The organism is Streptomyces sp. NPDC017940, from assembly GCF_044328435.1.
Classification (GTDB): domain Bacteria; phylum Actinomycetota; class Actinomycetes; order Streptomycetales; family Streptomycetaceae; genus Streptomyces.
In genome coordinates this window covers 161,252-186,420 of record NZ_JBIRHJ010000009.1, presented here as the reverse complement: position 1 = coordinate 186,420, position 25,169 = coordinate 161,252, and the positions used below count along the sequence as shown (strand labels likewise).

Here is a 25,169-nt window from a genome sequence, read left to right as displayed (position 1 = left end):
TCGGGGGCGCCGCTCAAGTACCGCTGGTTCTCCGGTGCGTGTGCGGTGCCCGTCCCCGCACTGCGCGACTCGGCGGTACGGAAGAGCCTAGAACGCCTCTGCGCTGGTGGGGAGATCATTTCCTGCTTTGCTCTCGCTGGGTCGGGGACGGCGGCTGCGAGGCGCCCGCGACCGGCGGAAAACAGACGGCTGCGGGTACCCGGAGTGGGCACCCGCAGCCGCCCGCTCGCCTACAGGTACTGACCGGTGTTGGCCACCGTGTCGATGGAGCGTCCGGTGTCGGCGCCCTGCTTTCCGGTGACGAGCGTGCGGATGTACACGATCCGTTCGCCCTTCTTTCCGGAGATGCGGGCCCAGTCGTCCGGGTTGGTGGTGTTGGGCAGGTCCTCGTTCTCCTTGAACTCGTCGATGCAAGCCTGGAGGAGGTGAGCGACCCTGAGGCCCTTCTGGTTCTGTTCGAGGAAGGCCTTGATGGCCATCTTCTTGGCGCGGCCGACGATGTTCTCGATCATGGCGCCGGAGTTGAAGTCCTTGAAGTACAGGACTTCCTTGTCGCCGTTGGCGTACGTCACCTCGAGGAAGCGGTTCTCCTCGGATTCGGCGTACATCTGCTCGACGACCGACTGGATCATGCCGTGCACCGTGGCGGCCTTGTCGCTGCCGTGCTCGGCGAGGTCGTCGGCGTGCAGCGGCAGGCGCTGCGTGAGGTACTTGGCGAAGATGTCCTTGGCCGCCTCGGCGTCCGGGCGCTCGATCTTGATCTTCACATCGAGGCGTCCCGGCCGCAGAATGGCCGGATCGATCATGTCCTCACGGTTGGAGGCGCCGATGACGATGACGTTCTCCAGGCCCTCCACACCGTCGATCTCGGCGAGCAGCTGCGGGACGATGGTGTTCTCCACGTCCGAGCTGACGCCGCTGCCGCGGGTGCGGAAGAGGGATTCCATCTCGTCGAAGAAGACGATGACGGGGGTGCCCTCACTCGCCTTCTCGCGTGCGCGCTGGAAGACCAGGCGGATGTGGCGCTCGGTCTCACCGACGTACTTGTTGAGGAGCTCGGGGCCCTTGATGTTGAGGAAGAAGCTCTTCCCCGCGGGCTGCCCGGTGACCTCGGCGACCTTCTTGGCGAGCGAGTTGGCCACGGCCTTGGCGATGAGCGTCTTGCCGCAGCCGGGCGGGCCGTAGAGCAGGACGCCCTTCGGCGGCCGCAGTTCGTGCTCCTTGAAGAGATCGGGGTGGAGATACGGGAGCTCGACCGCGTCACGGATCATCTCGATCTGGCCGCCGAGGCCGCCGATCTTCTCGTAACTGATGTCCGGGACCTCTTCGAGGACCAGTTCCTCCACTTCGCTCTTCGGTACGACCTCGTAGACGTAGCCGGAGCGGGGTTCGAGCAGGAGGGCGTCACCGGCGCGGATGGTGACGTCCAGGAGCGGCTCGGCGAGCCTCACCACCCGTTCCTCGTCGGTGTGCCCGAGCACCAGGGCTCGTTCGCCGTCCTCGAGGATCTCCTTGAGGGTGACGATGTCTCCGACCCGCTCGTACTCCATGGCCTCGACCACGTTGAGCGCTTCGTTGAGCATGACTTCCTGGCCGCGCCTGAGCTCGTCGAGTTCGACGCTCGGGCTGACGTTCACACGGAGCTTGCGGCCGCCGGTGAAGATGTCGGCGGTGCCGTCCTCGTTCGCCAAGAGGAAGACCCCGAAGCCGGCCGGCGGCTGCGCGAGCCGGTCGACTTCCTCCTTGAGGGCCACGATCTGGTCGCGGGCCTCGCGGAGCGTGTTCGCAAGTCGTTCGTTCTGTGCGGATACGCCTGCCAGGTTGGTCTGCAACTCGACGATCCGCTCTTCGAGAATCCTCGTGTGCCGCGGAGAGTCGGCGAGCTTGCGTCGCAGGACGGCGATTTCCTGCTCGAGATAGGCAACCTGACCGGCTGGGTCCTCAGACCCTCGCCCCGGCCGGATGCCGCGGTTGATGTCGTCGTCGTGGGCTGCCACGGTCCTCACCTCCTCCAAGGGGAGCTGGACGCTTCCTGACCCTACCTGGGTGGGTGCGGATTGAAACCCCTAGATCACAAAGACGATGGGGGTGTGTCCGATCTTCACCCTTGCGCTCTCCCTCACGCCAGGGGAATACCCACCCAACGACATCGGAAAGCTGCCGGTTGTAGGGTCGAACTGTTCAACACCCGTCAGGGCTGGCCGGACTTGCAGCGAAATCGGCCTGCTCGACGCAGTTTCGGCAGGAGAGATGACCGTGCAGCACGAGGCGCCGACCGCGGGCGAGAGCCATGATCTGCTCGAGGTCTGGATCGATCAGGACCTGTGTACGGGCGACGGCATCTGCGCCCAGTACGCGCCGGAGGTCTTTGAGCTGGACATCGACGGTCTGGCATATGTGAAGAGCGCGGACGACGAGCTGTTGCAGGCGCCCGGGGCGACAACGCCCGTGCCGCTGCCGCTTCTTCGCGACGTCACCGACTCCGCGAAGGAGTGCCCGGGTGACTGTATTCACGTACGGCGAGTTTCGGACAGGGTCGAGGTCTACGGCCCGGACGCAGAGTGACCTGATTGTTTCGCTCCGTGACCGAATGAGGGTCCGTGGTTACCGTCCGAAGGTATCCACGGGCCCTCTTCGGCGTCGGACGGATTCCGGCGGGGCCCACGCGTCCCGCGGTGCGGCGGCGCGTGGGGCGGCCGGGGCGCGCGGTGCGTCAGGCCCTGCCCGCCGCGGCGGGTGTCGAGCGGGTGAACGCGCCGTTCTTCCACTGCCACTTGGCCTCGTCGCGGCGGTCGGGGCAGCAGCGGGGCACATCCAGCGAGGAGTAGCCGAGCAGCGTCGCGGTCACGGCGCCGCCGCGCACCGCGAGGTCACTGACCGTGAGCTGGTCCTTGGTGTCCACGAGCGTGGCGACGACGCGCGGTTCGCCGGCGCGCGGGCGGGTGATGACGTACAGGGCGTCGGGCGGGGTGCCGGAGCCTGCCCGGCAGTGCGCGGACACCACGGTCTCCGGGCTGCCGTCGCCGTCGAGGTCGCCGCTCGCCTTCTTGGCGACGACCGGCTTGGTGGGGCAGACGAGCGGGAGGTCGGCGGCGGCCGGGTCGGGCGCGGGCGCCGGGGCGCTCCTGGACCGCGCCTCGGAGCCGGTCTGGGCGGCGGTGGCCGGGTCGGACCGCAGGAACCCGGAGGCCGCGACGACGGCGGCGAGCGCGGCGGCGGTCGCCAGCCAGTGGATCGGGCGCGAGGCCCACGGCCGGTCCACCCTGTGGGCCGGTTCCGGGACGGCGGGTTTCTGCACGAGGAGTGTCTCCTGTGAGGACTGTGCCGGTGGGGTTGGCGGCATGGTGCCACACCTCACACCGCCGGGGAACACCGGGGTCGTCGGCGCAGGTGCCCGTCCGGGCGGGGGCGGTGCGCGTCCTGGCGGGGCTGGTGCGCGTCCCGGTGAGGTCGGTGCGCGTCCCGGTGAGGTCGGTGCTCGTCCGGGCGGGACCGGTGCGCGTCCCGGCGGGGTCGGACCAACAGCACGGCGCCGCCGTGGAGTTCCCGCGGGGTGCGGGGAACTTCGCGGCGGCGCCGGTGCGTTGTGCGGGTACCGGGGACGGCGGGCCGTCTCCCGGTGCGGGCGATCAGCGGGGGTTGCCGCCGTCGGCGTTCGGTCCGCTGTAGTCCTCGCCGTAGGCGCCCTTGGCGGGGCGGCGGCGGCGCATGGGCGGCTCGACGCCGTCGGCGAGGCGGCGGGCGGTGAGGAGGAAGCCGGTGTGGCCGATCATGCGGTGGTCCGGGCGGACGGCCAGGCCCTCGATGTGCCAGTTGCGGATCATCGACTCCCAGGCGGTCGGCTCGTTGAAGCCGCCGATCTCCCGGATCGACTCGACGGTGCGGGCGAGCTGCGTCGTCGTGGCGACGTAGGCGCACAGGATGCCGCCGGGCACCAGGGCCTTGGAGACGGCCTCCAGGCACTCCCAGGGGGCCAGCATGTCGAGGATGACGCGGTCCACCTCGGTGTCGGACAGATTGTCCTGGAGGTCGCCGACGGTCAGCTGCCAGGCGGGGTGGGAGCCGCCGAAGTAGCGCTCCACGTTCTGCTGGGCGATCTCGGCGAAGTCCTCGCGGCGCTCGTAGGAGTGCAGCATTCCCTGGTCGCCGATGGCGCGCAGCAGGAAGGCGCTCAGCGAGCCGGAGCCCACACCCGCTTCCACGACGCGCGCGCCGGGGAAGATGTCGGCGAAGGCCAGGATCTGCCCCGCGTCCTTGGGGTAGACCACGGCGGCGCCGCGGGGCATGGACAGGACGTAGTCGGGGAGCAGGGGGCGCAGCGCGAGGTAGGCGACGTTCCCCGTGGTGCGGACAACACTGCCCTCGGGAGCACCGATCAGCTCGTCGTGCGGGAAGGAACCCTTGTGGGTGTGGAAATTCTTCCCGGCCTCGAGCGTGAACGTGTAGTGGCGTCCCTTGGGATCGGTGAGCTGGACCTGGTCCCCGACCTTGAAGGGCCCGCGTCGGCGGGCGGCACCGGTCGGTTCGGACATGTGACCAGCCTACCGGCCGCGGCAGGGCCCGCCGACCACCGAGGCCGGCCGGGTCCCGCCGCCGCGGGGTGTCAGCTGGGGCGCGCCATGGCCTTGACGAAGGCGCGCTCGACGTCGGCGGCGGACAGGACGCCGTAGATCTCACCGGACTCCTCAACGACCAGGTACTCGCTCGCGGGCGTGGTCCGCAGCCGGTCCAGGAGGTCCTCCCCCGCCACGTCCGCGGGGATCCGCATGCCCTCGGTGATGTCCTGGGCGAGGCCGCTGACCGTCACCCAGGGGCGGCGGTGCTCCGGCACGCCCACGATGGCCGCCTCCCGGACCACCGACACGGGGTCGCCGTCGGGGTCGACGACCACCAGGGCGCGGGCCCCGGCGGCGTTGGCGCGGCGCAGGGCCTCGGACAGCGGGGTGTCCGTCTCGACCGGGACGGCGCGCCGGGTCAGCGCGCGGGCACGCAGTTCGGGCAGGTGCTCGCGCAGCCGGGCCATGCGCAGGCTATTGCCGGCCCCGGTCCAGATGATGGCGGCCAGGATCGCGGCGAGCAGGGCGTCGGTGACGGTGTCCATGCCGCCGATGTCCTGGGTCTCGCCGCCGAGGGCGCCGGACTGGTTGAGGATCGGCAGGCCGACCAGTACGGAGATGGCGAGCGCGCGGCCGACCCAGGCGGCGGCGACGGTGCCGCTCATGGGCCTGCCGGTGATCTTCCAGACGACGGCGCGCAGCATGCGGCCGCCGTCCAGGGGCAGGCCGGGCAGCAGGTTGAAGGCGGCGACGATGAGGTTGGAGATCATGAGCCCGGCGAGCAGTACGCCGGGTACGGTGCCGGGTTCCACGGCCTGCATGCCCGCGTAGAAGACGCCCGCGAGGACGAGGGAGAGCAACGGGCCGACGAACGCGAGCACGAACTCGCGTCCCGGGGTCTCGCTCTCCTTCTCGATCTCGCTGACACCGCCGAAGAACTGGAGCTGGATGCGGCGCACCGGCAGCTTGAAGCGGAGGGCCGCGACGGTGTGGGCCAGCTCGTGGACGAGCACGGAGGCGTAGAAGGCGACCGCGAAGAACAGCGACACGAGATAGCGGGCGTTGCCCAGCTCGGGCAGTACGCGGTCGAGCTGTCCGCCGAACACCCAGGTGATCAGCGCGGCCACCAGGAACCAGCTGGGGGCCACGTACACGGGCACCCCGAAGGGGCGCCCCATGAGCAGACCCCCACCGGGGTTCTTCGGCCCCTCCTTGGGCGGCTCGCCCGGGGTGTGGTGCGCCTGCGCCCGCCGGGTGCGCGCCGTCCGGGAGGCCTCGCTCCGGTCGGCCCCTCCGTCGGCGGGGTGTTCCTTGCGGACGGACACGGGACCACCGGGGCGCGGCGGCGCCGGGTGCTCACCCCCGGCCCCCGGTCCGGAGCCGCCGTCGGCACGGCGCGCGCCTTCGCCCGCCGGGCCGGGCGTGTCGTCGGCGCCGGGGGCGCCTCCCGGGCGCGGCGCGTCCGGCGACGTGCCGTGTTCGTCGTGACGGGCCGGGGCGGGGTCGACCGAGGGCGCGCCCGGGTCCGTCGGCGCACCCGGCTCACCGGCCTGGCGGCGACCGACCGCCGGACGGGACGGGGGCTTTCCGGGGCCGGACTCCTCGCCGGGGGGCGCAGCCGCCGGTCGGGACGGGGGCTCCCCCGGGCCGGACTCCTCGCCGAGAGGCGAAGCCGCCGGACGGGTCGGGGGCTTTCCCGGGCCGGGCTCCTCATCGCGGGGCGCAGCCGCCGGTCGAGACGGAGGCTTCCCCGGGCCAGGCTCCTCGCCGAGAGGCGCAGCCGCCGGACGGGACGAGGGCTCCCCGGGGCCGGACTCCTCACCGGGAGGCGCAGCCGCGGGTCGGGACGGACCCGGTGCCGGGCCGGGCTCCCCCGCCGGGCCGTGGGGCGCCGCCGGGCGGGACGGGCTGGACGGCGCGTTCTCCGCCTGGGCGGGCGCGTTCTCGGACTGCGGCCTGCCGCTGCCGCCGCTTTCGTCCACGATGTCCCCTCGTTCGATGCGTCCCCCGCTCCTGCTCCGGCGCGGTACACGCACGATCATGCAGGGCGGGAGGGTCTGTCGTCGATGGTATGCGGCCGTTGTCAGTGGCGGGTCGTAGGGTCTGAGGTCATGGAAACCAGGACCGACGACATCCGGGTGGCCGCGCGCCCGGCGTCCCTGTCGCCCTCGCGCGCGAGCGACTTCATGCAGTGCCCGCTGCTGTATCGCTTCCGAGTGATCGACAAGCTGCCGGAGAAGCCGAGCGAGGCGGCGACCCGCGGGACCCTGGTCCATGCCGTCCTGGAGAGACTGTTCGACGCGCCCGCGACCGAGCGCACCGCGCCGCGGGCCAAGGCGCTGATCCCCGGCCAGTGGGAGCGCCTGCGCGAGGCCAAGCCTGAGCTGGCCGACCTCTTCGCGGAGGACGCCGGGCACCCCGAGCACGCCGCTGCCACGGACGACCGCGCGGGCGGCGCGGACGGAGCGGGCGGCGCGGACGGAGCGGGCGGCCCCGACAGAGCGGACGGCGCCGGTGAGCGCCTCGCCCGGTGGCTGGCCGACGCCGAGCGTCTGGTCGAGCGGTGGTTCACGCTGGAGGACCCGACCCGCCTGGAGCCCGCCGAGCGGGAGCTGTTCGTGGAGGCCGAGCTGGCCTCGGGCCTGAAGCTGCGCGGCATCATCGACCGCGTCGACGTCGCCCCGACCGGCGAAGTCCGCATCGTCGACTACAAGACCGGCAAGGCCCCCCGCCCCGAGTACGCGGAGGGCGCGCTGTTCCAGATGAAGTTCTACGCCCTCGTGGTGTGGCGTCTGAAGGGCGTCGTCCCCCGCCGCCTCCAGCTCGTGTATCTGGGCAGCGGCGACGTCATCACGTACGACCCGGTGGAAGCCGACCTGCACCGGGTCGAGCGGAAGCTGCTCTCCCTGTGGGACGCCATCGTCCGCGCCACCGAGACGGGAGAGTGGCGGCCGCGCCCGACGAAGCTGTGCGGCTGGTGCGACCACCGGGCGGTCTGCCCGGAATTCGGCGGCACGCCCCCGCCGTATCCGCTCGCGGTGAGGCCGCCGGAGTCGCCCGGTGACGAGCAGGGCAGAATGGGCCCGGGCTAGGCGAAGGAGAATTACGTGGCCATCCGCGTCCTACTGGTCGATGACCAGCCGCTGCTGCGTACGGGCTTCCGCATGATCCTGGAAGCCGAGCAGGACATCGCGGTCGTCGGCGAGGCCGGAGACGGCCTTCAGGCGCTGGACCAAGTGCGGGCGCTACAGCCCGATGTGGTGCTCATGGACATCCGCATGCCGCGGATGGACGGGGTGGAGGCCACCCGCCAGATCACCGGACCCGGCAGGGACGGCCCCGCGAAGGTCCTCGTCCTGACCACCTTCGATCTCGACGAGTACGTGGTGGAGGCGCTGCGCGCGGGCGCCAGCGGATTCCTCCTCAAGGACGCCCCGGCCAACGAGCTGGTGCAGGCGATCCGGGTGGTCGCAGCGGGCGAGGCGATGCTGGCGCCGAGCATCACGCGGCGGCTGCTCGACAAGTACGCGGGGCACCTGCCCTCCGGGGACGAGCCGGTTCCCGACACCCTGCACACGCTGACGGAGCGTGAGGTGGAGGTGCTGAAGCTGGTGGCCCGGGGGCTGTCCAACGCCGAGATCGCCGCGGACCTGTTCGTCAGCGAGACCACGGTGAAGACGCACGTGGGACACGTCCTGACGAAGCTGGGCCTCCGGGACCGGGTGCAGGCCGCGGTCTACGCCTACGAGAGCGGCCTCGTCCGGCCGGGAGCGCAGTAGCCCGGGACGGGGAAAGCTCCGGGACAGCTCCAGGACGGTCCGGGACGGAAAGCGAGAAGGGGGCGGGTCCCGTACGGGTCCCGCCCCCTTCGCCGTGCCGCTCGGCGCGGCACTCAGCCCTTGCTGATCTCCCAGAAGCGGAAGACGGTCGACGCGTCCAGGCAGGACTCCACGCCGTAGACGCTGTCGCGGACGACAGCGTACTGCTTGGCCTGCCAGACGGGGATGATGGGCAGCTCGTCCGCGACGATGTTCTGGAGCCGCCCGTAGTCCTTGTCGGTCGAGGTGCGGTCGCTCTGCGCGGCCGTACTGGGAATGATCTTCCCGGTGATGGTCGCGTTCTCGTAGTGGTTCGACAGGACGTTGTCCTTGCCGAAGAACGGCTGCGTGAAGTTGTCCGGATCCGGGTAGTCCGGCACCCAACCCTTGACGTACACGCCGTACTTCCCGGCCTTGATGTCCTTCTCGTACTGCTCGAACCCGACGGACTTCACCTCGGCCTCGAACAGACCGCTGGCGTTGAGCTGCTTGGCTATCGCGCGCAGCTCCTGGTCGGTGGCGGGGCCGTAGCGGGAGGGCGTGGACCACAGCGTCAGCTTGGCCTTGCCGTCGATGCCCGCCTGGTCGAGGGCGGCCGCGGCCTTGTCCCGCTGCGGGCGGGCGCCGTAGGTGTCGAAGAAGGCCGTGTTGTGGCCGCCGATACCGGCCGGGACGATCGAGTACAGCGGCGTCGCCGTGCCCTGGTACACCTGGTCGACGAGCGCCTCGCGGTCCAGGAGGTAGGCGATGGCCTTGCGCACGCCGGGCTTGCCGGCCATCGGGTCCTGCATGTTGAAGACCAGGTGCTGCACCTCCGCGCTGGTGCCCTCGATGATCTCCATCTTCTGGTCGGAGGTGTTCTTCTCGATGTCGTCGATGTCCGCGGCGGCCAGGCCGCGGTAGGCGACGTCGATCTCGTGATCGGTGATCGCCTGCTTCAGACCCTTGCGGTCGTTCTTGAAGAAGCGCAGGGTGACGCCGTCATTGCGGGTCTTGGCGGAGCCCCGGTACTGGGAGTTGACGGAGAACCGCGCCTCGTCCTCGCCGAACGAGTCGAGCTTGTAGGGCCCCGAGCCCACGGCCTCGCCGTCCGTGCGCAGCTCGTCCATGGGGTACTCGCGGTGGTCGACGATCGAGCCGGCACCGGAGGCGATCTTGCTGGGGAAGGTCGCGTCGGGGAACTTCAGCTTGAAGACGACCGTCTTGGCGTCCGGCGTCGTGACGGTGTCGAGCATCGACAGCATGGTCGCCGGGCCGCCCTCGACGTCGATCTTCCGCATGCGGTCGAAGGAGTACTTGACGTCCTTCGACGTCAGGGAGTTCCCGTTGCTGAACTTCAGGCCGTCCCGCAGCGTGCAGGTGAAGACCTTGGCCTGCTGGTCGCTGAAGCCGCACTTGCGCGCGGCCTCGGGCTCCGGCTCGGTGGCTCCCTTGGGGAAGCCCAGGAGCGACTGGAAGACGTTGTTGAAGAGCAGCCACGAGCCCGGGTCGTAACCGGAGGCGGGGTCGGTGGCGAGGACGTCGTCGGACATCCCCACCACCACGGAGTCGCTGTCCTTGGCCGAGCCGCCGGTCTCCGATCCGCAGCCCGTGAGCAGGGTCGCGGCAAGGCCGGAGGTGAGGGGGACGGTCAGCCACTGGTTGCGCAGTTTCACTTACGTGCCTTGTCGTTGTTTCCGTACTCGGGTGCCGCGACCGGTCAGTCGCTCACACCGCGGGCGAGCTCCCACAGCTGTAGATTCGAGGAGGAGTTCAGGGCCCATTCGACGCCTGTGATGTCGTCACGCGCGGCGATGTACTGCTTGCCCTGCCACAGCGGGATCACCGGGACGTCCTCGGCGACGATGTCCTGGATCCTCTCGATGCTCTTGCTGGCGCTGAGGCGATCGGCCTCGCGGCGGGAGGTGGGGATGAGTTCGTTGATGATGGTGCGGTTGCGGTAGGGCGAGCCGAGGAAGTTGTCCTCGCCGAGGAACGGTGCCAGGAAGCTGTCGGCGTCGGGGAAGTCGGGGAACCAGCCCATGCCGTAGACGTCGTACTTGCCCTCGCGCTCCGCCGGGCGGAAGGTGTTCCAGATCTCGCCCTTGATCTGCACGTCGAAGAGGCCGCTGTCGTTCAGCTGCTTCCGCAGCGTCTCGAACTCCTTCTTCGTGGCCGGCCCGTAGTGGTCCGTGGTGTAGTGCATGGTCAGCTTGACCGGTGTGTCGATGCCGGCCTGGGTGAGCAGCTGCTTGGCCTTCTTCGGGTCCGGGTCCTCGTACTTGTTGAAGAACGAGTTGGAGTGGCCGGTGATGGTGGTCGGCACCAGGGAGTACAGCGGGTCGGCGGTGGAGCCGTACACCTTGCTCGCGACCTCGCCGCGGTCGACGATCTGCGCCATCGCCTGCCGCACGGCCTTGTTCTTGACGGTCGGCGCGGTGGTGTTGAAGGCGAGGTAGCGGATCTCGAGGCCGGACATCTCGACGAGGTCGATGTCCTTGGCGGGGCTCTCGTCGAGATCCTTGATCTGCTGCGGCGACATGGTGCGGGTCATCAGGTCGATGTCGCCCTTGTCCAGCGCCTTGCCCATGCTGGCGGTGTTCATGAAGGTGCGCAGCTCGACCTTGTCGTTCGACTGCGTGTAAGAACCCTTGTAGTGGGAGTTCTTGCTGAAGACCGCCTTGACGACCTGGCCGTTCTTCACTTCCGACTCGACGGTGTACGGGCCGGAGCCGTCCACGTCGAAGCCGTCGCGCAGCTTGTTCTTGCTGTACTTGTCGGGGCTGACGATGCCCGCGATCGGCGTGGCGAGCTTGAACGGGAACGTGGCGTCCGGGCTCTTGAGGTGGAAGACGATGCCGCGCTCGCCCTGGACCTCGATGGTCTCCACGTTCGACACCAGGTCGCTGACACCGCTGGAGTTGGCCACCTTCATGTCGCGCACGCGCTCGATGGAGAACTTCACGTCGGCGGCGGTCAGCGGCTTGCCGTCGGCGAACTTCAGGTCCTTGCGCAGGGTGCACGCGTACCGCTCGTTGCCGGTGTCGGTGAAGCCGCACTTCTGGGCCGCCTCGGGCTCCGGCTCGCCGCCCCCGCGCGGCATGGCCATGAGCGTCTGAAGGGTCTGGCGCAGGATGTTCCAGGTACCGGCGTCGTAGGAGTACGCAGGGTCGAAGGGGGCCGGGATCTCCTTCGATACGGCGAACCGGTCCGTGGTGCCGACCGCGATGGGGCCGTCGCCGTCCCCGCTGCCCGAACCGCCGCACGCGGCGAGCGTGGGGGCGAGCAGACCTATGAGGGCCGGCAGCACCAGAGTCTTGCGGTTCATGCTGGACGTTCTCCAGAGCTCTTGATCCCGTGATTCCGACAACGGCGGGGTGGGGTTGATGAGGCACGGGGGGGTGGGGCGATGTTCTCGCGACGAGATTAGTCCGCACCACCTGGGGCACTGGAGGAGACCGGAGTCGAGTTCCCCTCACGCAGTGACACAGGGCGTGGACGCACCGATAACCCGACACTGGAAGGTTTCGTGCACGACTGACCCAATCAGGACACAAGGTCATGCCCCCCTCGGGGAGCAAGGGCTCTCCTGCACAGGATCGATCCCCTGTCGACCCTCTTTGAGGTGGGGAACGTCACACTTTCAACTGGCCATGGGGTGTGGGTGTTTCAGCCATCGGCGTCTTTCACCGACGCCTTTCGGCGTCCGGTTCGCCGGTCCTTCAGGCCCGCACGAGCTCCCGCAGGAAGCGCAGATCAACGTGTTCGAGCGAAGGGACGACGGTCCGGCTCCCGGACGGCGCGATCGGCGCGACGGACGGCACGGCGACGACCCGGCAGCCCGCGGCCTCCGCGGCGGCCACCCCGGTCGCGGTGTCCTCGATGACCGCGCAGCGGGCCGGGTCGGCGCCGAGGCCCGCGGCGGCGATCAGATAGGGGTCCGGGTGCGGCTTGGTGCGCGCCACCTCGTCGCCGGCGACGGTGAGGCGGAAGTGGTGGGCACCGACGGAGTCGAGGACCCGGTCGATGATGCGCCGGTGCGAGGCGGAGACGAGTGCCGTCGGCACGTCGTGGGCGGCGAGCTCGGCGAGCAGTCTGGCGGCCCCCGGCATCAGCGGCAGGGTGCGGCCGATGCGGTCCTCGAAGCCGTCGTTGAGCAGCACGGTCAGCTCGGGGACGGTGATGTCGGCGCCGGTGGCCTCGATGAGGAAGCCGGCGCTGCGCGTCATGGGGCCGCCGACGACCACGTCCCGCCAGGACTCGTCCAGGGCGTGGCCGAGCCCGGCGAAGACCTCGACCTCCGTGTCCCACCAGAAGCCCTCGGTGTCCACGAGGGTGCCGTCCATGTCGAGGAGGACCGCTTGCAGCGCGGAGCCCTCCGCCGTTCGGGTACCGGGCGCGGGGACCGTACTGGTCATACGGGCACACCTCCATCAGGGACGAGAAGGCCGGTCCCCCTCGGGGGACCGGCCTGAGCTGGGCCGTCCAGTGTACGGGGACTGCGGTCCGTGCGCCCTGGGTTATCTGCCGGGGGCTCGGCGCCGTTGCGGGGGCTCCGCCCCCGGGCCCCCTTTGTCGGCCTTCGGCCTCGTCCTCAAACGCCGGACGGGCTGAATTATCCAGACCCGCCGTACGGGCTGGAGGGTCAGATGCCGCCTACCGGGCGGGCTGGAAGGTCCGGCCCGCCCGGCGGGAGGGGACGGCTACCGCGCGTTGAAGTACTTCGCCTCCGGGTGGTGGATCACGATCGCGTCCGTCGACTGCTCGGGGTGGAGCTGGAACTCCTCCGAGAGCTGGACGCCGATGCGCTCCGGCTGCAAAAGTTCGGCGATCTTGCCGCGGTCCTCCAGGTCGGGGCAGGCGCCGTAGCCGAGGGAGAAGCGGGCGCCGCGGTACTTGAGGGCGAACATGTCCTCGACGTCGGCCGGGTCCTCCCCGGCGAAGCCGAGTTCGGAGCGGACGCGGGCGTGCCAGTACTCGGCGAGTGCCTCGGCGAGCTGCACGGACAGGCCGTGCAGTTCGAGGTAGTCGCGGTAGGCGTCGGCGGCGAACAGCTCGGCCGTGGCCTCGCCGATCCTGGAGCCGACGGTGACGACCTGGAGGCCGACGACGTCCGTCTCGCCGGACTCCTCGGGGCGGAAGAAGTCCGCGAGGCACAGGCGGCGGCCGCGGCGCTGGCGCGGGAAGGAGAAGCGGGTGCGCTCGTTGCCCTGCTCGTCCAGGATGATCAGGTCGTCGCCCTTGGAGACGCACGGGAAGTAGCCGTAGACGACGGCCGCTTCCAGGAGGTTCTTGGTCTGGAGCTCGTCCAGGAGGCCGCGCAGGCGCGGGCGGCCCTCGGTCTCGACCAGTTCCTCGTACGTGGGTCCGTCACCGGCGCGGGCCTGCTTCAGGCCCCACTGGCCCTTGAAGAGTGCGCCCTCGTCGAGCCAGGACGCGTACTCCTTGAGCTGGATGCCCTTGATGACGCGGGTGCCCCAGAACGGCGGCGTCGGCACGGGGTTGTCGACGGCCACGTCGGAGCGGGCCGGGCCCTCGGGCTCCTCGACGGCGGCCGCGGGCGTCTCGCGCTTGGGCACGCGGCGCTGCTTGAGCTCCGGCAGGGTGGCGCCGGGCACACCGCGCTTGACCGCGATCAGGGCGTCCATCAGGCGCAGGCCCTCGAAGGCGTCGCGGGCGTAGCGGACTTCGCCCTCGTAGATCTCGTGCAGGTCCTGCTCGACATAGGCACGGGTCAGTGCGGCGCCGCCGAGGATGACCGGGTAGTCGGCGGCCATCTGGCGCTGGTTCAGCTCCTCCAGGTTCTCCTTCATGATCACCGTGGACTTGACCAGGAGGCCCGACATGCCGATCACGTCGGCCCGGTGCTCCTGCGCGGCTTCGAGGATGGCGGCGACGGGCTGCTTGATGCCGAGGTTGACGACGTTGTAGCCGTTGTTGGACAGGATGATGTCGACGAGGTTCTTGCCGATGTCGTGGACGTCGCCGCGCACGGTGGCGAGCACGATGGTGCCCTTGCCCTCGGCGTCGGTCTTCTCCATGTGCGGCTCCAGGTAGGCCACCGCGGTCTTCATGACCTCGGCGGACTGGAGCACGAAGGGCAGCTGCATCTGGCCGGAGCCGAACAGCTCGCCCACGACCTTCATGCCTTCGAGGAGCGTGTCGTTGACGATGTCCAGGGCGGGCCGGTCGGCGAGGGCCTCGTCGAGGTCTGCCTCGAGGCCGTTCTTCTCGCCGTCGATGATGCGGCGCTGAAGCCGCTCGTCCAGCGGCAGGGCGAGCAGCTCCTCGGCCTTGCCGGCCTTCATGGACTTCATGTTGACGCCCTCGAAGAGCTCCATGAGCTTCTGGAGGGGGTCGTAGCCCTCCGCGCGGCGGTCGTAGATCAGGTCGAGTGCGACCTTGACCTGCTCCTCCTCCAGGCGCGCGATCGGCAGGATCTTGGAGGCGTGCACGATGGCGGAGTCCAGGCCCGCCTTGACGCACTCGTCCAGGAAGACGGAGTTGAGGACGACGCGGGCGGCCGGGTTGAGGCCGAAGGAGATGTTGGAGAGGCCGAGCGTGGTCTGCACGTCCGGGTGGCGCCGCTTCAGTTCGCGGATCGCCTCGATCGTCGCGATGCCGTCCTTGCGGGACTCCTCCTGGCCGGTGCAGATGGTGAAGGTCAGGGTGTCGATGAGGATGTCCGACTCGTGGATGCCCCAGTTCGTCGTCAGGTCGTCGATGATGCGCTCGGCGATGGCGACCTTGTTCTCGACGGTGCGGGCCTGGCCCTCCTCGTCGATGGTCAGGGCGATCAGCGCGGCACCGTGCTCCTGGGCCAGCGCGGTGACCTTGGCGAAGCGGGACTCGGGGCCGTCGCCGTCCTCGTAGTTCACTGAGTTGATGACCGCACGGCCGCCGAGCTTCTCCAGGCCCGCCTGGATGACCGGGACCTCGGTGGAGTCCAGGACGATCGGCAGCGTGGAGGCGGTGGCGAAGCGTCCGGCCAGCTCCTCCATGTCGCGCACGCCGTCGCGGCCCACGTAGTCCACGCACAGGTCGAGCATGTGCGCGCCCTCGCGGATCTGGTCGCGGGCCATCTCCACGCAGTCGTCCCAGCGGCCCTCCAGCATGGCCTCGCGGAACTTCTTCGAGCCGTTGGCGTTGGTGCGCTCGCCGATGGCCATGTACGAGGTGTCCTGTCGGAACGGGACAGTCTGGTAGAGCGAGGCGGCGCCCGGCTCGGGGCGCGGCTCGCGCTCGGGCGGGGTGAGGCCGCGGACCCGCTCGACCACCTGGCGCAGGTGCTCGGGCGTCGTACCGCAGCAGCCGCCGACCAGGGACAGGCCGTACTCGCGGACGAAGGTCTCCTGGGCGTCGGCGAGCTCGGGGGCGCTCAGCGGGTAGTGCGCGCCGTCCTTGCCGAGCACGGGCAGACCGGCGTTGGGCATGCAGGCCAGCGGGACGCGGGAGTGCCGGGCCAGATAGCGCAGGTGCTCGCTCATCTCGGCGGGCCCGGTCGCGCAGTTCAGGCCGATCATGTCGATGCCCAGGGGCTCCAGGGCGGTGAGCGCGGCGCCGATCTCGGAGCCGAGCAGCATGGTGCCGGTCGTCTCGACGGTCACGGAGCAGATCAGCGGCAGGTTGGCGCCGGTGGCCGTGAGGGCGCGGCGGGCGCCGAGGAGCGCGGCCTTCGTCTGCAACAGGTCCTGGGTGGTCTCCACCAGGAGGGCGTCGGCGCCGCCCGCGATCATGCCCTCGGCGTTCTGCTGGTAGGCGTCGCGCAGCAGGGTGTACGGGGCGTGGCCGAGGGTGGGCAGCTTGGTGCCGGGGCCCATGGAGCCGAGCACCCAGCGCTGCTGTCCGGTGGTGGCGGTGAATTCGTCGGCGACCTCGCGGGCCACGCGGGCGCCGGACTCGGAGAGCTCGAAGACGCGCTCGGGGATGTCGTACTCGGCGAGCGCGGCGTGGTTCGCGCCGAAGGTGTTGGTCTCGACGCAGTCGACGCCCGCGGCGAAGTACTCCTCGTGCACGGAGCGCACGATGTCGGGGCGCGTGACGTTCAGGATTTCGTTGCAGCCCTCGAGGTTCTCGAAGTCCTCGAGGCTGGGGTCCTGTGCCTGCAGCATGGTGCCCATCGCGCCGTCGGCGACCACCACGCGGGTCGCCAGTGCTTCGCGGAGGGCGTCGGCCCGCTTCCCGGCGGAGGTCTCCGCTGCGGAAACGGATGAGGGGGTCGGCAACGAGGCCATGAATGAGCTCCCTGGAGTGCGACGGCTGTCGGCTTTGCGGGTTCCTTGGGGACCCGCACCCGGCCAGGGTAGCCGGGACCTTGGTCCCACCGTGAGAGCGTCCCAGCGGGCGGACCCCTTCGCCGGTTGGCCGGAAGTGTTCGCCCGGCCCCGTCCGGCGGGAACCCTGCATCACGCATCCTTAGCCACAGGTCGGCAAGGACCGATAGTGTTCAGCATTGCCGAACGTCTAACGGGGATGAACGTCTAACGGGGATGGAGGACAGGACTGCGATGGCACGGAACATCCAGTCGCTGGAGCGGGCCGCCGCGATGCTGCGGCTGCTCGCGGGCGGCGAGCGGCGGCTCGGCCTCTCGGACATCGCATCCTCCCTCGGTCTCGCCAAGGGCACGGCCCACGGCATCCTGCGCACCCTCCAGCAAGAGGGGTTCGTCGAGCAGGACGCGGCCTCGGGGCGCTATCAGCTGGGGGCGGAGCTGCTGCGGCTCGGCAACAGCTATCTGGACGTGCACGAGCTGCGCGCCCGCGCCCTGGTGTGGACCGACGACCTGGCCCGCTCCAGCGGCGAGAGCGTGTACCTCGGCGTCCTGCACCAGCAGGGCGTCCTGATCGTCCACCACGTCTTCCGGCCCGACGACAGCAGGCAGGTCCTGGAGGTCGGGGCGATGCAGCCGCTGCACTCCACGGCGCTCGGCAAGGTGCTCTCCGCGTACGACCCGGTGGCGCACAGCGAGGCCGTCGAGGGCGAGCGGCAGTCCTTCACGGCGCACACGGTGACCGGGGCCGAGTCCTTCGAGGAGGTCCTCGACCTCACCCGCGCGCGCGGGTACGCGGCCGACACCGAGGAGACCTGGGAGGGCATCGCGTCCGTCGCCGCCCCCATCCACGACCGGCGGCGGATGCCGGTGGGCGCGGTGGGCATCACCGGGGCCGTGGAGCGGGTCAGCCCCGAGGGTGAGCTGCGGCCGGAGCTGATCGCGGCGGTGCGGGACTGCGCCCGCGCGGTCTCGCGGGACCTGGGCGCGAGCCGGTTCTGAGAGCGGTGCGGGGCCCGGGCCGAGGTCCGGTGGGCCCGGTCCGAGGCCCGTCGGCGAGCCTCTGCGGCCGTGGTGCGCCTGATAACCCGGAACGATCAATAACGATCGTGTTTTCAATAACAGAACTCTTGACGTGCTGGTAACCCCACGGCCAGACTCGCGTCCACCGGTCGGCATTGTCGAACACCTAACGGCATTAAGCGTTACAGTGGGACAGGCCAGGGCCGGCAACGCCCTCACCTGAGGGCGCGGACCACCGGAGGGACCCGGGGTTCGCCTTCCCCTGGACGAAGGACAAAGGAGTCGCGGGTGTCCAGCTCCGACATCTTCATCGGCGAGACCATCGGTACCGCCGTGCTCATCCTGCTCGGCGGTGGCGTGTGCGCCGCCGTCACGCTCAAGCGCTCGAAGGCCAAGGACGCCGGCTGGCTCGCCATCACCTTCGGGTGGGGCTTCGCGGTGCTGACCGCCGCCTATCTGGCCGGGGCTGTCTCCGGCGCCCACCTGAACCCGGCGGTCACCATCGGTCTCGCGGTCGACGGCGGCACCAAGTGGAGCGACGTCCCGGTCTACCTCGCCTCGCAGCTGCTCGGCGCCATGATCGGCGCGCTCCTGGTGTGGGCCACGTACTACGGCCAGTTCCAGGCCCACCTCACCGACCCGGAGATCCTCGCCGCCCAGCCCTTGGAGGACGGCCTCGTCGACCAGAAGGCGGCGCCGAAGGCGGGCCCCGTGCTCGGCGTCTTCTCCACCGGTCCCGAGATCCGCAACGTCGCGCAGAACCTCGTCACCGAGGTCATCGCCACCACCGTGCTCGTCCTCGCGATCCTCACGCAGGGACTCAACGACGGCGGCAACGGCCTCGGCACCCTCGGCGCCCTGATCACCGCACTGGTCGTGGTGGGCATCGGCCTCTCGCTCGGCGGCCCCACGGGCTACGCCATCAACCCGGTCCGCGACCTGGGCCCCCGCATCGTGCACTCCCTGCTCCCGCTCCCCAACAAGGGTGGCTCGGACTGGTCGTACGCGTGGATTCCGGTCGTAGGTCCGCTGATCGGCGGCGCCCTTGCCGCATACGTCTTCAAGCTGTTCTGAGCGAACCCGCCGTCCACACCACCACGCACTCCAGGAGCACACCGTGACCGACGCGCACACCGCAGGCACTCCTTCGCACGACGGCCCCTTCATCGCGGCCATCGACCAGGGCACCACCTCGAGCCGCTGCATCGTCTTCGACCGGGACGGCCGCATCGTCTCCGTCGACCAGAAGGAGCACGAGCAGATCTTCCCGAAGCCGGGCTGGGTCGAGCACGACGCCACCGAGATCTGGAACAACGTCGAGGAAGTCGTCGCCGGAGCCGTCTCCAAGGCCGGCATCACCCGCGACGACATCAAGGCCATCGGCATCACCAACCAGCGCGAGACCACGCTGCTGTGGGACAGGACCACCGGCGAGCCGGTGCACAACGCCATCGTGTGGCAGGACACCCGCACCGACGGCCTCTGCAAGGAGCTCGGCCGCAACGTCGGCCAGGACCGCTTCCGCCGCGAGACGGGCCTGCCCCTCGCCTCCTACTTCGCCGGCCCCAAGGCCCGCTGGCTGCTCGACAACGTCGAGGGCCTGCGCGAGCGCGCCGAGACGGGCGACATCGTCTTCGGCACCATGGACTCCTGGGTCATCTGGAACCTGACGGGCGGTGTGAACGGCGGCAAGCACGTCACCGACGTCACCAACGCCTCCCGCACCATGCTGATGAACCTGCACACCCTGAAGTGGGACGAGCGCATCGCCGAGTCCATCGGCGTGCCGATGCGGATGCTTCCCGAGATCCGCTCCTCCGCCGAGGTCTACGGCGAGGTCAGCGGCGGCAAGCTCGGTGACCTGCTCGGCGGCATCCCGGTCGCCTCCGCCCTCGGCGACCAGCAGGCGGCCCTATTCGGCCAGACCTGCTTCGAGGAGGGCGAGGCGAAGTCCACGTACGGCACCGGCACGTTCATGCTGATGAACACCGGCGAGAAGGCCATCAACTCCTACTCGGGCCTGCTCACCACCGTGGGCTACCGGATCGGCGACCAGAAGCCGGTCTACGCCCTCGAGGGCTCCATCGCCGTCACCGGTTCGCTGGTGCAGTGGATGCGCGACCAGATGGGCCTGATCAACTCCGCCGCCGAGATCGAGACCCTCGCGTCCTCGGTCGAGGACAACGGCGGCGCGTACTTCGTACCGGCTTTCTCCGGTCTGTTCGCCCCGTACTGGCGCTCCGACGCCCGCGGTGTGATCGCCGGCCTGACCCGGTACGTCACCAAGGCGCACATCGCGCGCGCCGTCCTGGAGGCCACCGCCTGGCAGACCCGCGAGATCACCGACGCCATGACGAAGGACTCCGGCGTCGAACTCGCGGCCCTCAAGGTCGACGGCGGCATGACCTCCAACAACCTGCTGATGCAGACCCTCTCGGACTTCCTGGACGCGCCGGTGGTGCGCCCCATGGTCGCCGAGACGACCTGTCTCGGCGCCGCCTACGCCGCCGGTCTCGCCGTCGGCTTCTGGTCCTCCACCGACGACCTGCGCGCCAACTGGCGCCGGGCCGCGGAGTGGACCCCCCGCATGGACGCGGAGATCCGCGACCGTGAGTACAAGAGCTGGCTCAAGGCCGTCGAGCGGTCCATGGGCTGGCTCGAGGACGACGAGAGCTGAACCGCACTCAGCTCAGCTGACGAGGAGTCGAACAATCATGACCACCCTGCAAAGCGGCCCCGCCTTCCCGGCCCTCGGTACCCCTCCGGCCGCCGGCAGCGCGCCGAGCCGCGCCGAGACCCGGGACCGTCTTTCCAAGGCGTCCTACGACCTCCTGGTGATCGGTGGCGGGATCCTCGGCATCTCCACCGCCTGGCATGCCGCGCAGTCGGGGCTCAGGGTGGCCCTGGTGGACGCCGGCGACTTCGCCGGCGCCACCTCCTCCGCCTCCTCCAAGCTTCTCCACGGCGGTCTGCGCTACCTCCAGACCGGCGCGGTGAAGCTGGTCGCGGAGAACCACTTCGAGCGGCGTGCGGTGTCCCGTCAGGTGGCACCGCACCTCGCCAACCCGCTCACCTTCTACCTGCCGGTCTACAAGGGCGGCCCGCACGGCGCCGCCAAGCTCGGTGCGGGCGTCTTCGCCTACAGCGCGCTCTCCGCGTTCGGCGACGGCGTCGGCCACCTGCTCTCCCCCGCCAAGGCGGCGCAGGACGTGCCGGAGCTGCGCACGGACAACCTGAAGGCCGTGGCCGTGTACGGCGACGACCAGATGAACGACGCCCGCATGGCCCTGATGACGGTCCGCGCCGCCGCCGATGCCGGTGCCGCCGTCCTCAACCACGCCGAGGTCACCGGCCTGCGCTTCACCGGCGGCCGGGTCACGGGCGCGGACCTCAAGGACCGTGTGGACGGCACCGAGTTCGGTGTGAACGCCCGCCTGGTCCTGAACGCGACCGGCCCCTGGGTCGACCACCTGCGCGCGATGGAGAACCCGGACGCGGCGCCCTCCATCCGCCTCTCCAAGGGCGCGCACCTGGTCCTCAAGCGCACCGCCCCCTGGAAGGCCGCGCTCGCCACGCCGATAGACAAGTACCGCATCACGTTCGCCCTGCCCTGGGAGGACATGCTGCTGCTCGGCACGACCGACGAGGAGTACGAGGGCGACCCGGCCGACGTCCGCGTCACCGAGGCCGACACCGCGCAGATCCTGGACGAGGCCGCGTTCTCCATCCGCGACCAGCAGCTCTCCCGTGACCTGATCACGTACTCCTTCGCGGGTCTGCGCGTGCTGCCCGGCGGTCCCGGCGACACCTCCAAGGCCAAGCGCGAGACGGTCGTCACCGAGGGCCGCGGCGGCATGCTGTCGGTCGCGGGCGGCAAGTGGACGACGTTCCGCCACATCGGCCGTACGGTCATGAAGAAGCTGGAGTCGCTTCCCGGGCGACCGCTCGGCGGGGCCGACGAGGACTTCGTGCCGATCTCCGAGCTGCCGAAGAAGCTGCCGCTGCCCGGCATCGCCAACCCGCGCGCGGTCGCCCACCGCCTCCTGGTCGACGGCCCGGCCCCCGGCCCGCGCATGGCGCCCGACACCGCGCGCCACCTGGCCACGCACTACGGTTCGCTGTCCTTCGACATCGCCCGCCTGGCCAACGAGAACCCGCAGCTCGCCGAGCGCGTCCACCCCGACGCCCCGGAGATCTGGGCGCAGGTCGTGTACGCGCGCGACAACGAGTGGGCCGAGACGGCCGATGACGTGCTGCGTCGTCGTACGACGCTGACGATTCGGGGCCTTGCCACGGATGAGATTCGCGGCAAGGTCGAGGATCTCCTGGGCAAGAAGGGCTGAGCCCTCGGCAGTGGGTAAGGGGCGGTCGCCATGGCGGCCGCCCCTTACGCGTGCCTGCGGGGGCGCTACGATCCGCGGCGGTGGGGCCTCGCGGGTGCGCCCCGGTCCCGCCCCTTCACCGAAACCGGGGCTCCGCCCCGGACCCCGGTCCTCAAACGCCGGACGGGCTGAAAGATTTCAGCCCGTCCGGCGTTTGAGGACGAGGCGCGGAGCGCCGATGAACGGGGGTCCATGGGCGGAGCCCCCGGTTACGGGAAAGGGGCGGGACCGGGGCGCACCGCGAGGACCACCACCCCCGCCTCCCCAGCCCCACCAGGAGCCCCGGATGACATCGACCGCCCAAGAGACCCTGCCCATTTCGGGCATCCCCCGAAGGGGCCTGCCCGCCCACGCGATCGTCGTGGGCGACCCCGCCCGCGCCGCGGCGGTCGCCGGCCTCCTCGACGGCGCCGACGAGGTCTCGTACCACCGTGAGTACCGCACCTTCACCGGCACCTGGCAGGACCTGCCGGTCGTCGTGTCGTCGCACGGCGTGGGCGCGCCGGGGGCGCTCTGCCTCTTCCAGGAGCTGGCCGAGGCGGGTGTGACGCACTTCATCCGGCTCGGTACGGCGGGCGCGATCCGGCCCGGCGTCGGGGACGGCGACCTGGTCGTCGCGGACGCGGCGGTGCGCGACGACGGCGTGACCCAGCAGCTCGTCCCGGCCGAGTACCCGGCGTTCGCCGCGCCGGAGGCGGTGCTCGCCCTCCAGCGCGCGGCCCGCGCGGCGCACGCCCCGTTCCACCGGGGCGTGGTGTGGACCAGGGCCGCCTTCCGGCCCGGCTTCCTGCCGCTGCCCACCGACGCCTACGAGCGGGCCGGGATCGTCGCCATCGAGATGGAGCTCTCGGCGCTGTACGTGTTCGCCTCGACGCACGGCCTGACCGCGGGCGGCGCGCTCGTCGTCGACGGGGCCAACGCCGACGAGCTGGTCGACGAGGAGGCCACCGGCGGCTACGACCCGCACCGCTCCGTGGTCGCCGACGGGGTCGCCCGCGGCGCCCGGATAACCTTGGAGGCACTGCGCCTGCTGGCCGCCGACGACGCCGGGCTGCCCGCGCAGCGAACGCCCGCCCCGTAGCCGTCCCCCGCACCGTCACGTCCCCCTCGAGGCCAGCCCCTGGTGGCGGCCTCGGCCCCCTCCCCATGGAACGGAACACATGCTTCCCCTCGATCTCCTCGTCCACGGCGGCGACGTCCTGACCGTCGACGCGTCCGGCACCGTCGTCCCCGACGGCGCGGTCGCCGTGCGTGCCGGGGAGATCGTCGAGGTCGGCCCCGCGGCGCGGCTGCGGGCCGCGTACACGGCGACCGAGGAGATCGACGCGCGCGGGTGTCTGGTCCTGCCGGGCCTCATCAACACGCACACGCACCTGGCGATGACGCTGCTGCGCGGCTCCGCCGACGACCTGACGCTCCAGGGCTTCCTGGAGCGCGTCATCCCCCGCGAGGCCGAGCTGCTCTCCCCCGAGACGGTCGCGGTGGGCACCAGGGCGGCGATCGCGGAGTCGGTACGCGGCGGGGTGACGGCCGCCCTCGACATGTACTGGTTCCACGAGGCGGCCGAGGAAGTAGCCCGCGCGGCCGGGTGGCGGCTGCTGACGGGGCCGACGTTCATGGACGTCCCTGAGCCGCCGGACGGCCGCCCCTACGCGGACCGGCTCGGCTGGGCGGACGCCCACCTGGCCGCCCGCACCCCCGCGCCGGGCACCCGGCCGGTGGTGTTCGCCCACTCCGCGTACACCCTGGCGCCCGAGCAGCTCACCGCGATCGCCGCGCTGGCCCGCGCGCACGGCGCCCTGCTGCATCTGCACGCCGCCGAGAACGCCACCGAGGTCGCCACCGTCACCGAGCTGCACGGCATGCGGCCCGTGGAGCTCCTGGACTCCCTCGGCGTGCTCGGGCCCGACACCCTGCTCGCGCACGCCGTCGAGCTGACCGACGCCGAGATCGCGGCGCTCGCCCGCACGGGCACGTCCGTCGCGCACTGCCCGGTGTCCAACCTCAAGCTGGGCTGCGGCACGGCGCGGGTGCCGGACCTGACCGCGGCGGGCGTCACCGTGGGCCTCGGCACCGACGGCGCGGTCAGCTCCAACACGCTCGACCTGCTCGGCGCGGTGCGCATGGCCGCGCTCGTGCACAAGGCGGGCGGCGACCCGACGGCCGTGGGCGCCGAGCAGGCCGTACGGATGGCCACCATCGAGTCCGCGCGGGCGCTCGGGCTCGCCGACCGGCTGGGGTCCCTGGAGCCCGGCAAGCGGGCCGACCTCATCGTCATCGACACCGACCGGCCGCACCTGGCGCCCCGGCACGACCCGTACTCGATGCTCGCCTACGCCGCCGCTGCCGCCGACGTCCGCGACACCGTCGTCGACGGCCGCGTCCTGATGCGCGACCGGGCACTGCGCACCGTCGACGAACGCCGCGCCGTCGACGACCTGCACGCGGCGGCCACCGCCGTCCCGGTCCCGCACCCCCGCGCGGACGCCGACCACCGCACCGACGGGGCGCGCACATGAGCGCCCGCGCCGAACCCACCCGCGGCTTCACAGGCCGCGCCCGCGCCGCCGACCGCGACCCGCGCCTGCCCCCGGGCCAGTACGACGCCCGGGACGGCTGGCCCGTGCTTTCCGCCGAGGTCACGCCGCGTCTTGCGGCCGCCGACTGGACGTTCCGCGTCGACGGCCTCGTGGCGCGTCCGCGCACCTGGACCTGGGACGAGGCGCACGCGCTTCCCGCGTCCGAGTACCGGGGCGACATCCACTGCGTGACGAGCTGGTCCAAGTTCGGGGTGCGCTTCGGCGGTGTGGGCCTGGACGCGTTCCTCGGCGCCGCCGGGCCGTCGCCCGCGGCCACGCACGTCGTCGCGTACTCCCACACCGGTTACACCGCGGGCCTGCCGCTCGCCGACGTGACGGGCGGCCGGGCGTGGATCGCCTGGGAGTACGACGGCGCGCCGCTGCCGCCCGAGCACGGCGGCCCCGCCCGCCTGATCGTCCCGCACCTGTACTTCTGGAAGAGCGCCAAGTGGATCGCGGGCCTCACCCTCCTCGACCACTATGAGCCGGGTTTCTGGGAGCAGAACGGCTACCACCACCGGGGCGACCCGTGGCAAGAGCAGCGGTATGCGGGGGACTGAGC

The 25,169-nt window shown here is 70.9% G+C and carries 18 protein-coding genes; 10 read left to right on the top strand and 8 right to left on the bottom strand.

Annotated features, from left to right (window positions below; genetic code table 11):
* Positions 1 to 230 precede the first annotated feature (230 nt).
* Complete coding sequence (arc, locus tag ACH4DX_RS29395; protein ID WP_398157374.1) at positions 231 to 1,997, bottom strand: proteasome ATPase; 1,767 nt, start codon at positions 1,995 to 1,997, stop codon at positions 231 to 233.
* Between the two features lie 253 nt (positions 1,998 to 2,250).
* On the opposite strand from arc, the gene ACH4DX_RS29390 reads away from it, so the two are divergent.
* On the top strand, positions 2,251 to 2,565 hold the full coding sequence (locus ACH4DX_RS29390) for a ferredoxin (protein WP_398121648.1): 315 nt from the start codon (positions 2,251 to 2,253) through the stop codon (positions 2,563 to 2,565).
* A 148-nt stretch (positions 2,566 to 2,713) separates the two neighbouring features.
* Here ACH4DX_RS29390 and ACH4DX_RS29385 read toward each other — a convergent pair whose 3' ends face one another.
* The 3 genes from ACH4DX_RS29385 to ACH4DX_RS29375 form a co-directional block, all read right to left on the bottom strand.
* A complete protein-coding gene (locus ACH4DX_RS29385; protein WP_398121646.1) occupies positions 2,714 to 3,298 on the bottom strand; it encodes a hypothetical protein in 585 nt (194 codons plus the stop codon).
* 331 nt (positions 3,299 to 3,629) lie between these two features.
* Positions 3,630 to 4,532 carry a tRNA (adenine-N1)-methyltransferase gene (locus ACH4DX_RS29380; protein ID WP_398121645.1) on the bottom strand — a complete coding sequence of 301 codons (903 nt, stop codon included), beginning with the start codon at positions 4,530 to 4,532 and terminating at the stop codon, positions 3,630 to 3,632.
* Between the two features lie 71 nt (positions 4,533 to 4,603).
* Complete coding sequence (locus tag ACH4DX_RS29375; RefSeq protein WP_398157373.1) at positions 4,604 to 6,538, bottom strand: site-2 protease family protein; 1,935 nt, start codon at positions 6,536 to 6,538, stop codon at positions 4,604 to 4,606.
* Positions 6,539 to 6,667: 129 nt separating this feature from the next.
* On the opposite strand from ACH4DX_RS29375, the gene ACH4DX_RS29370 reads away from it, so the two are divergent.
* Both ACH4DX_RS29370 and ACH4DX_RS29365 read left to right on the top strand, forming a co-directional pair.
* Positions 6,668 to 7,648 (top strand): RecB family exonuclease, encoded by a 981-nt coding sequence (locus ACH4DX_RS29370; protein ID WP_398157372.1) that lies wholly within the window; start codon positions 6,668 to 6,670, stop codon positions 7,646 to 7,648.
* Positions 7,649 to 7,663: 15 nt separating this feature from the next.
* Positions 7,664 to 8,335, top strand: coding sequence for a response regulator transcription factor (locus ACH4DX_RS29365; protein WP_016639462.1), 672 nt, complete (start codon positions 7,664 to 7,666; stop codon positions 8,333 to 8,335).
* A 113-nt stretch (positions 8,336 to 8,448) separates the two neighbouring features.
* Here ACH4DX_RS29365 and ACH4DX_RS29360 read toward each other — a convergent pair whose 3' ends face one another.
* From ACH4DX_RS29360 to metH, 4 genes are all read right to left on the bottom strand, one after another.
* Positions 8,449 to 10,029, bottom strand: coding sequence for an ABC transporter substrate-binding protein (locus ACH4DX_RS29360; protein WP_398157371.1), 1,581 nt, complete (start codon positions 10,027 to 10,029; stop codon positions 8,449 to 8,451).
* 44 nt (positions 10,030 to 10,073) lie between these two features.
* Positions 10,074 to 11,681 (bottom strand): ABC transporter substrate-binding protein, encoded by a 1,608-nt coding sequence (locus tag ACH4DX_RS29355; RefSeq protein ID WP_398157370.1) that lies wholly within the window; start codon positions 11,679 to 11,681, stop codon positions 10,074 to 10,076.
* A 394-nt stretch (positions 11,682 to 12,075) separates the two neighbouring features.
* Positions 12,076 to 12,771, bottom strand: a complete 696-nt coding sequence (locus tag ACH4DX_RS29350; RefSeq protein ID WP_398121634.1) for an HAD family hydrolase — start codon at positions 12,769 to 12,771, stop codon at positions 12,076 to 12,078.
* A 285-nt stretch (positions 12,772 to 13,056) separates the two neighbouring features.
* Positions 13,057 to 16,587 carry a methionine synthase gene (metH, locus tag ACH4DX_RS29345; RefSeq protein ID WP_398157369.1) on the bottom strand — a complete coding sequence of 1,177 codons (3,531 nt, stop codon included), beginning with the start codon at positions 16,585 to 16,587 and terminating at the stop codon, positions 13,057 to 13,059.
* Positions 16,588 to 16,860: 273 nt separating this feature from the next.
* On the opposite strand from metH, the gene ACH4DX_RS29340 reads away from it, so the two are divergent.
* The 7 genes from ACH4DX_RS29340 (at position 16,861) to ACH4DX_RS29310 (ending at position 25,167) form a co-directional block, all read left to right on the top strand.
* Positions 16,861 to 17,625 (top strand): IclR family transcriptional regulator, encoded by a 765-nt coding sequence (locus ACH4DX_RS29340; protein WP_398121630.1) that lies wholly within the window; start codon positions 16,861 to 16,863, stop codon positions 17,623 to 17,625.
* A 309-nt stretch (positions 17,626 to 17,934) separates the two neighbouring features.
* A complete protein-coding gene (locus ACH4DX_RS29335) occupies positions 17,935 to 18,720 on the top strand; it encodes an MIP/aquaporin family protein (protein WP_398121629.1) in 786 nt (261 codons plus the stop codon).
* A 43-nt stretch (positions 18,721 to 18,763) separates the two neighbouring features.
* A complete protein-coding gene (gene glpK, locus ACH4DX_RS29330; protein ID WP_398121627.1) occupies positions 18,764 to 20,323 on the top strand; it encodes a glycerol kinase GlpK in 1,560 nt (519 codons plus the stop codon).
* Positions 20,324 to 20,360: 37 nt separating this feature from the next.
* Positions 20,361 to 21,989, top strand: coding sequence for an FAD-dependent oxidoreductase (locus ACH4DX_RS29325; RefSeq protein ID WP_398157368.1), 1,629 nt, complete (start codon positions 20,361 to 20,363; stop codon positions 21,987 to 21,989).
* Between the two features lie 325 nt (positions 21,990 to 22,314).
* On the top strand, positions 22,315 to 23,109 hold the full coding sequence (locus ACH4DX_RS29320; RefSeq protein ID WP_398121623.1) for a purine-nucleoside phosphorylase: 795 nt from the start codon (positions 22,315 to 22,317) through the stop codon (positions 23,107 to 23,109).
* Between the two features lie 79 nt (positions 23,110 to 23,188).
* Positions 23,189 to 24,547, top strand: a complete 1,359-nt coding sequence (locus tag ACH4DX_RS29315; RefSeq protein ID WP_398157367.1) for an amidohydrolase — start codon at positions 23,189 to 23,191, stop codon at positions 24,545 to 24,547.
* Complete coding sequence (locus ACH4DX_RS29310; protein WP_398157366.1) at positions 24,544 to 25,167, top strand: sulfite oxidase-like oxidoreductase; 624 nt, start codon at positions 24,544 to 24,546, stop codon at positions 25,165 to 25,167. Before ACH4DX_RS29315 ends, ACH4DX_RS29310 begins: the two co-directional genes overlap by 4 nt.
* The last annotated feature ends 2 nt before the right edge of the window (positions 25,168 to 25,169 follow it).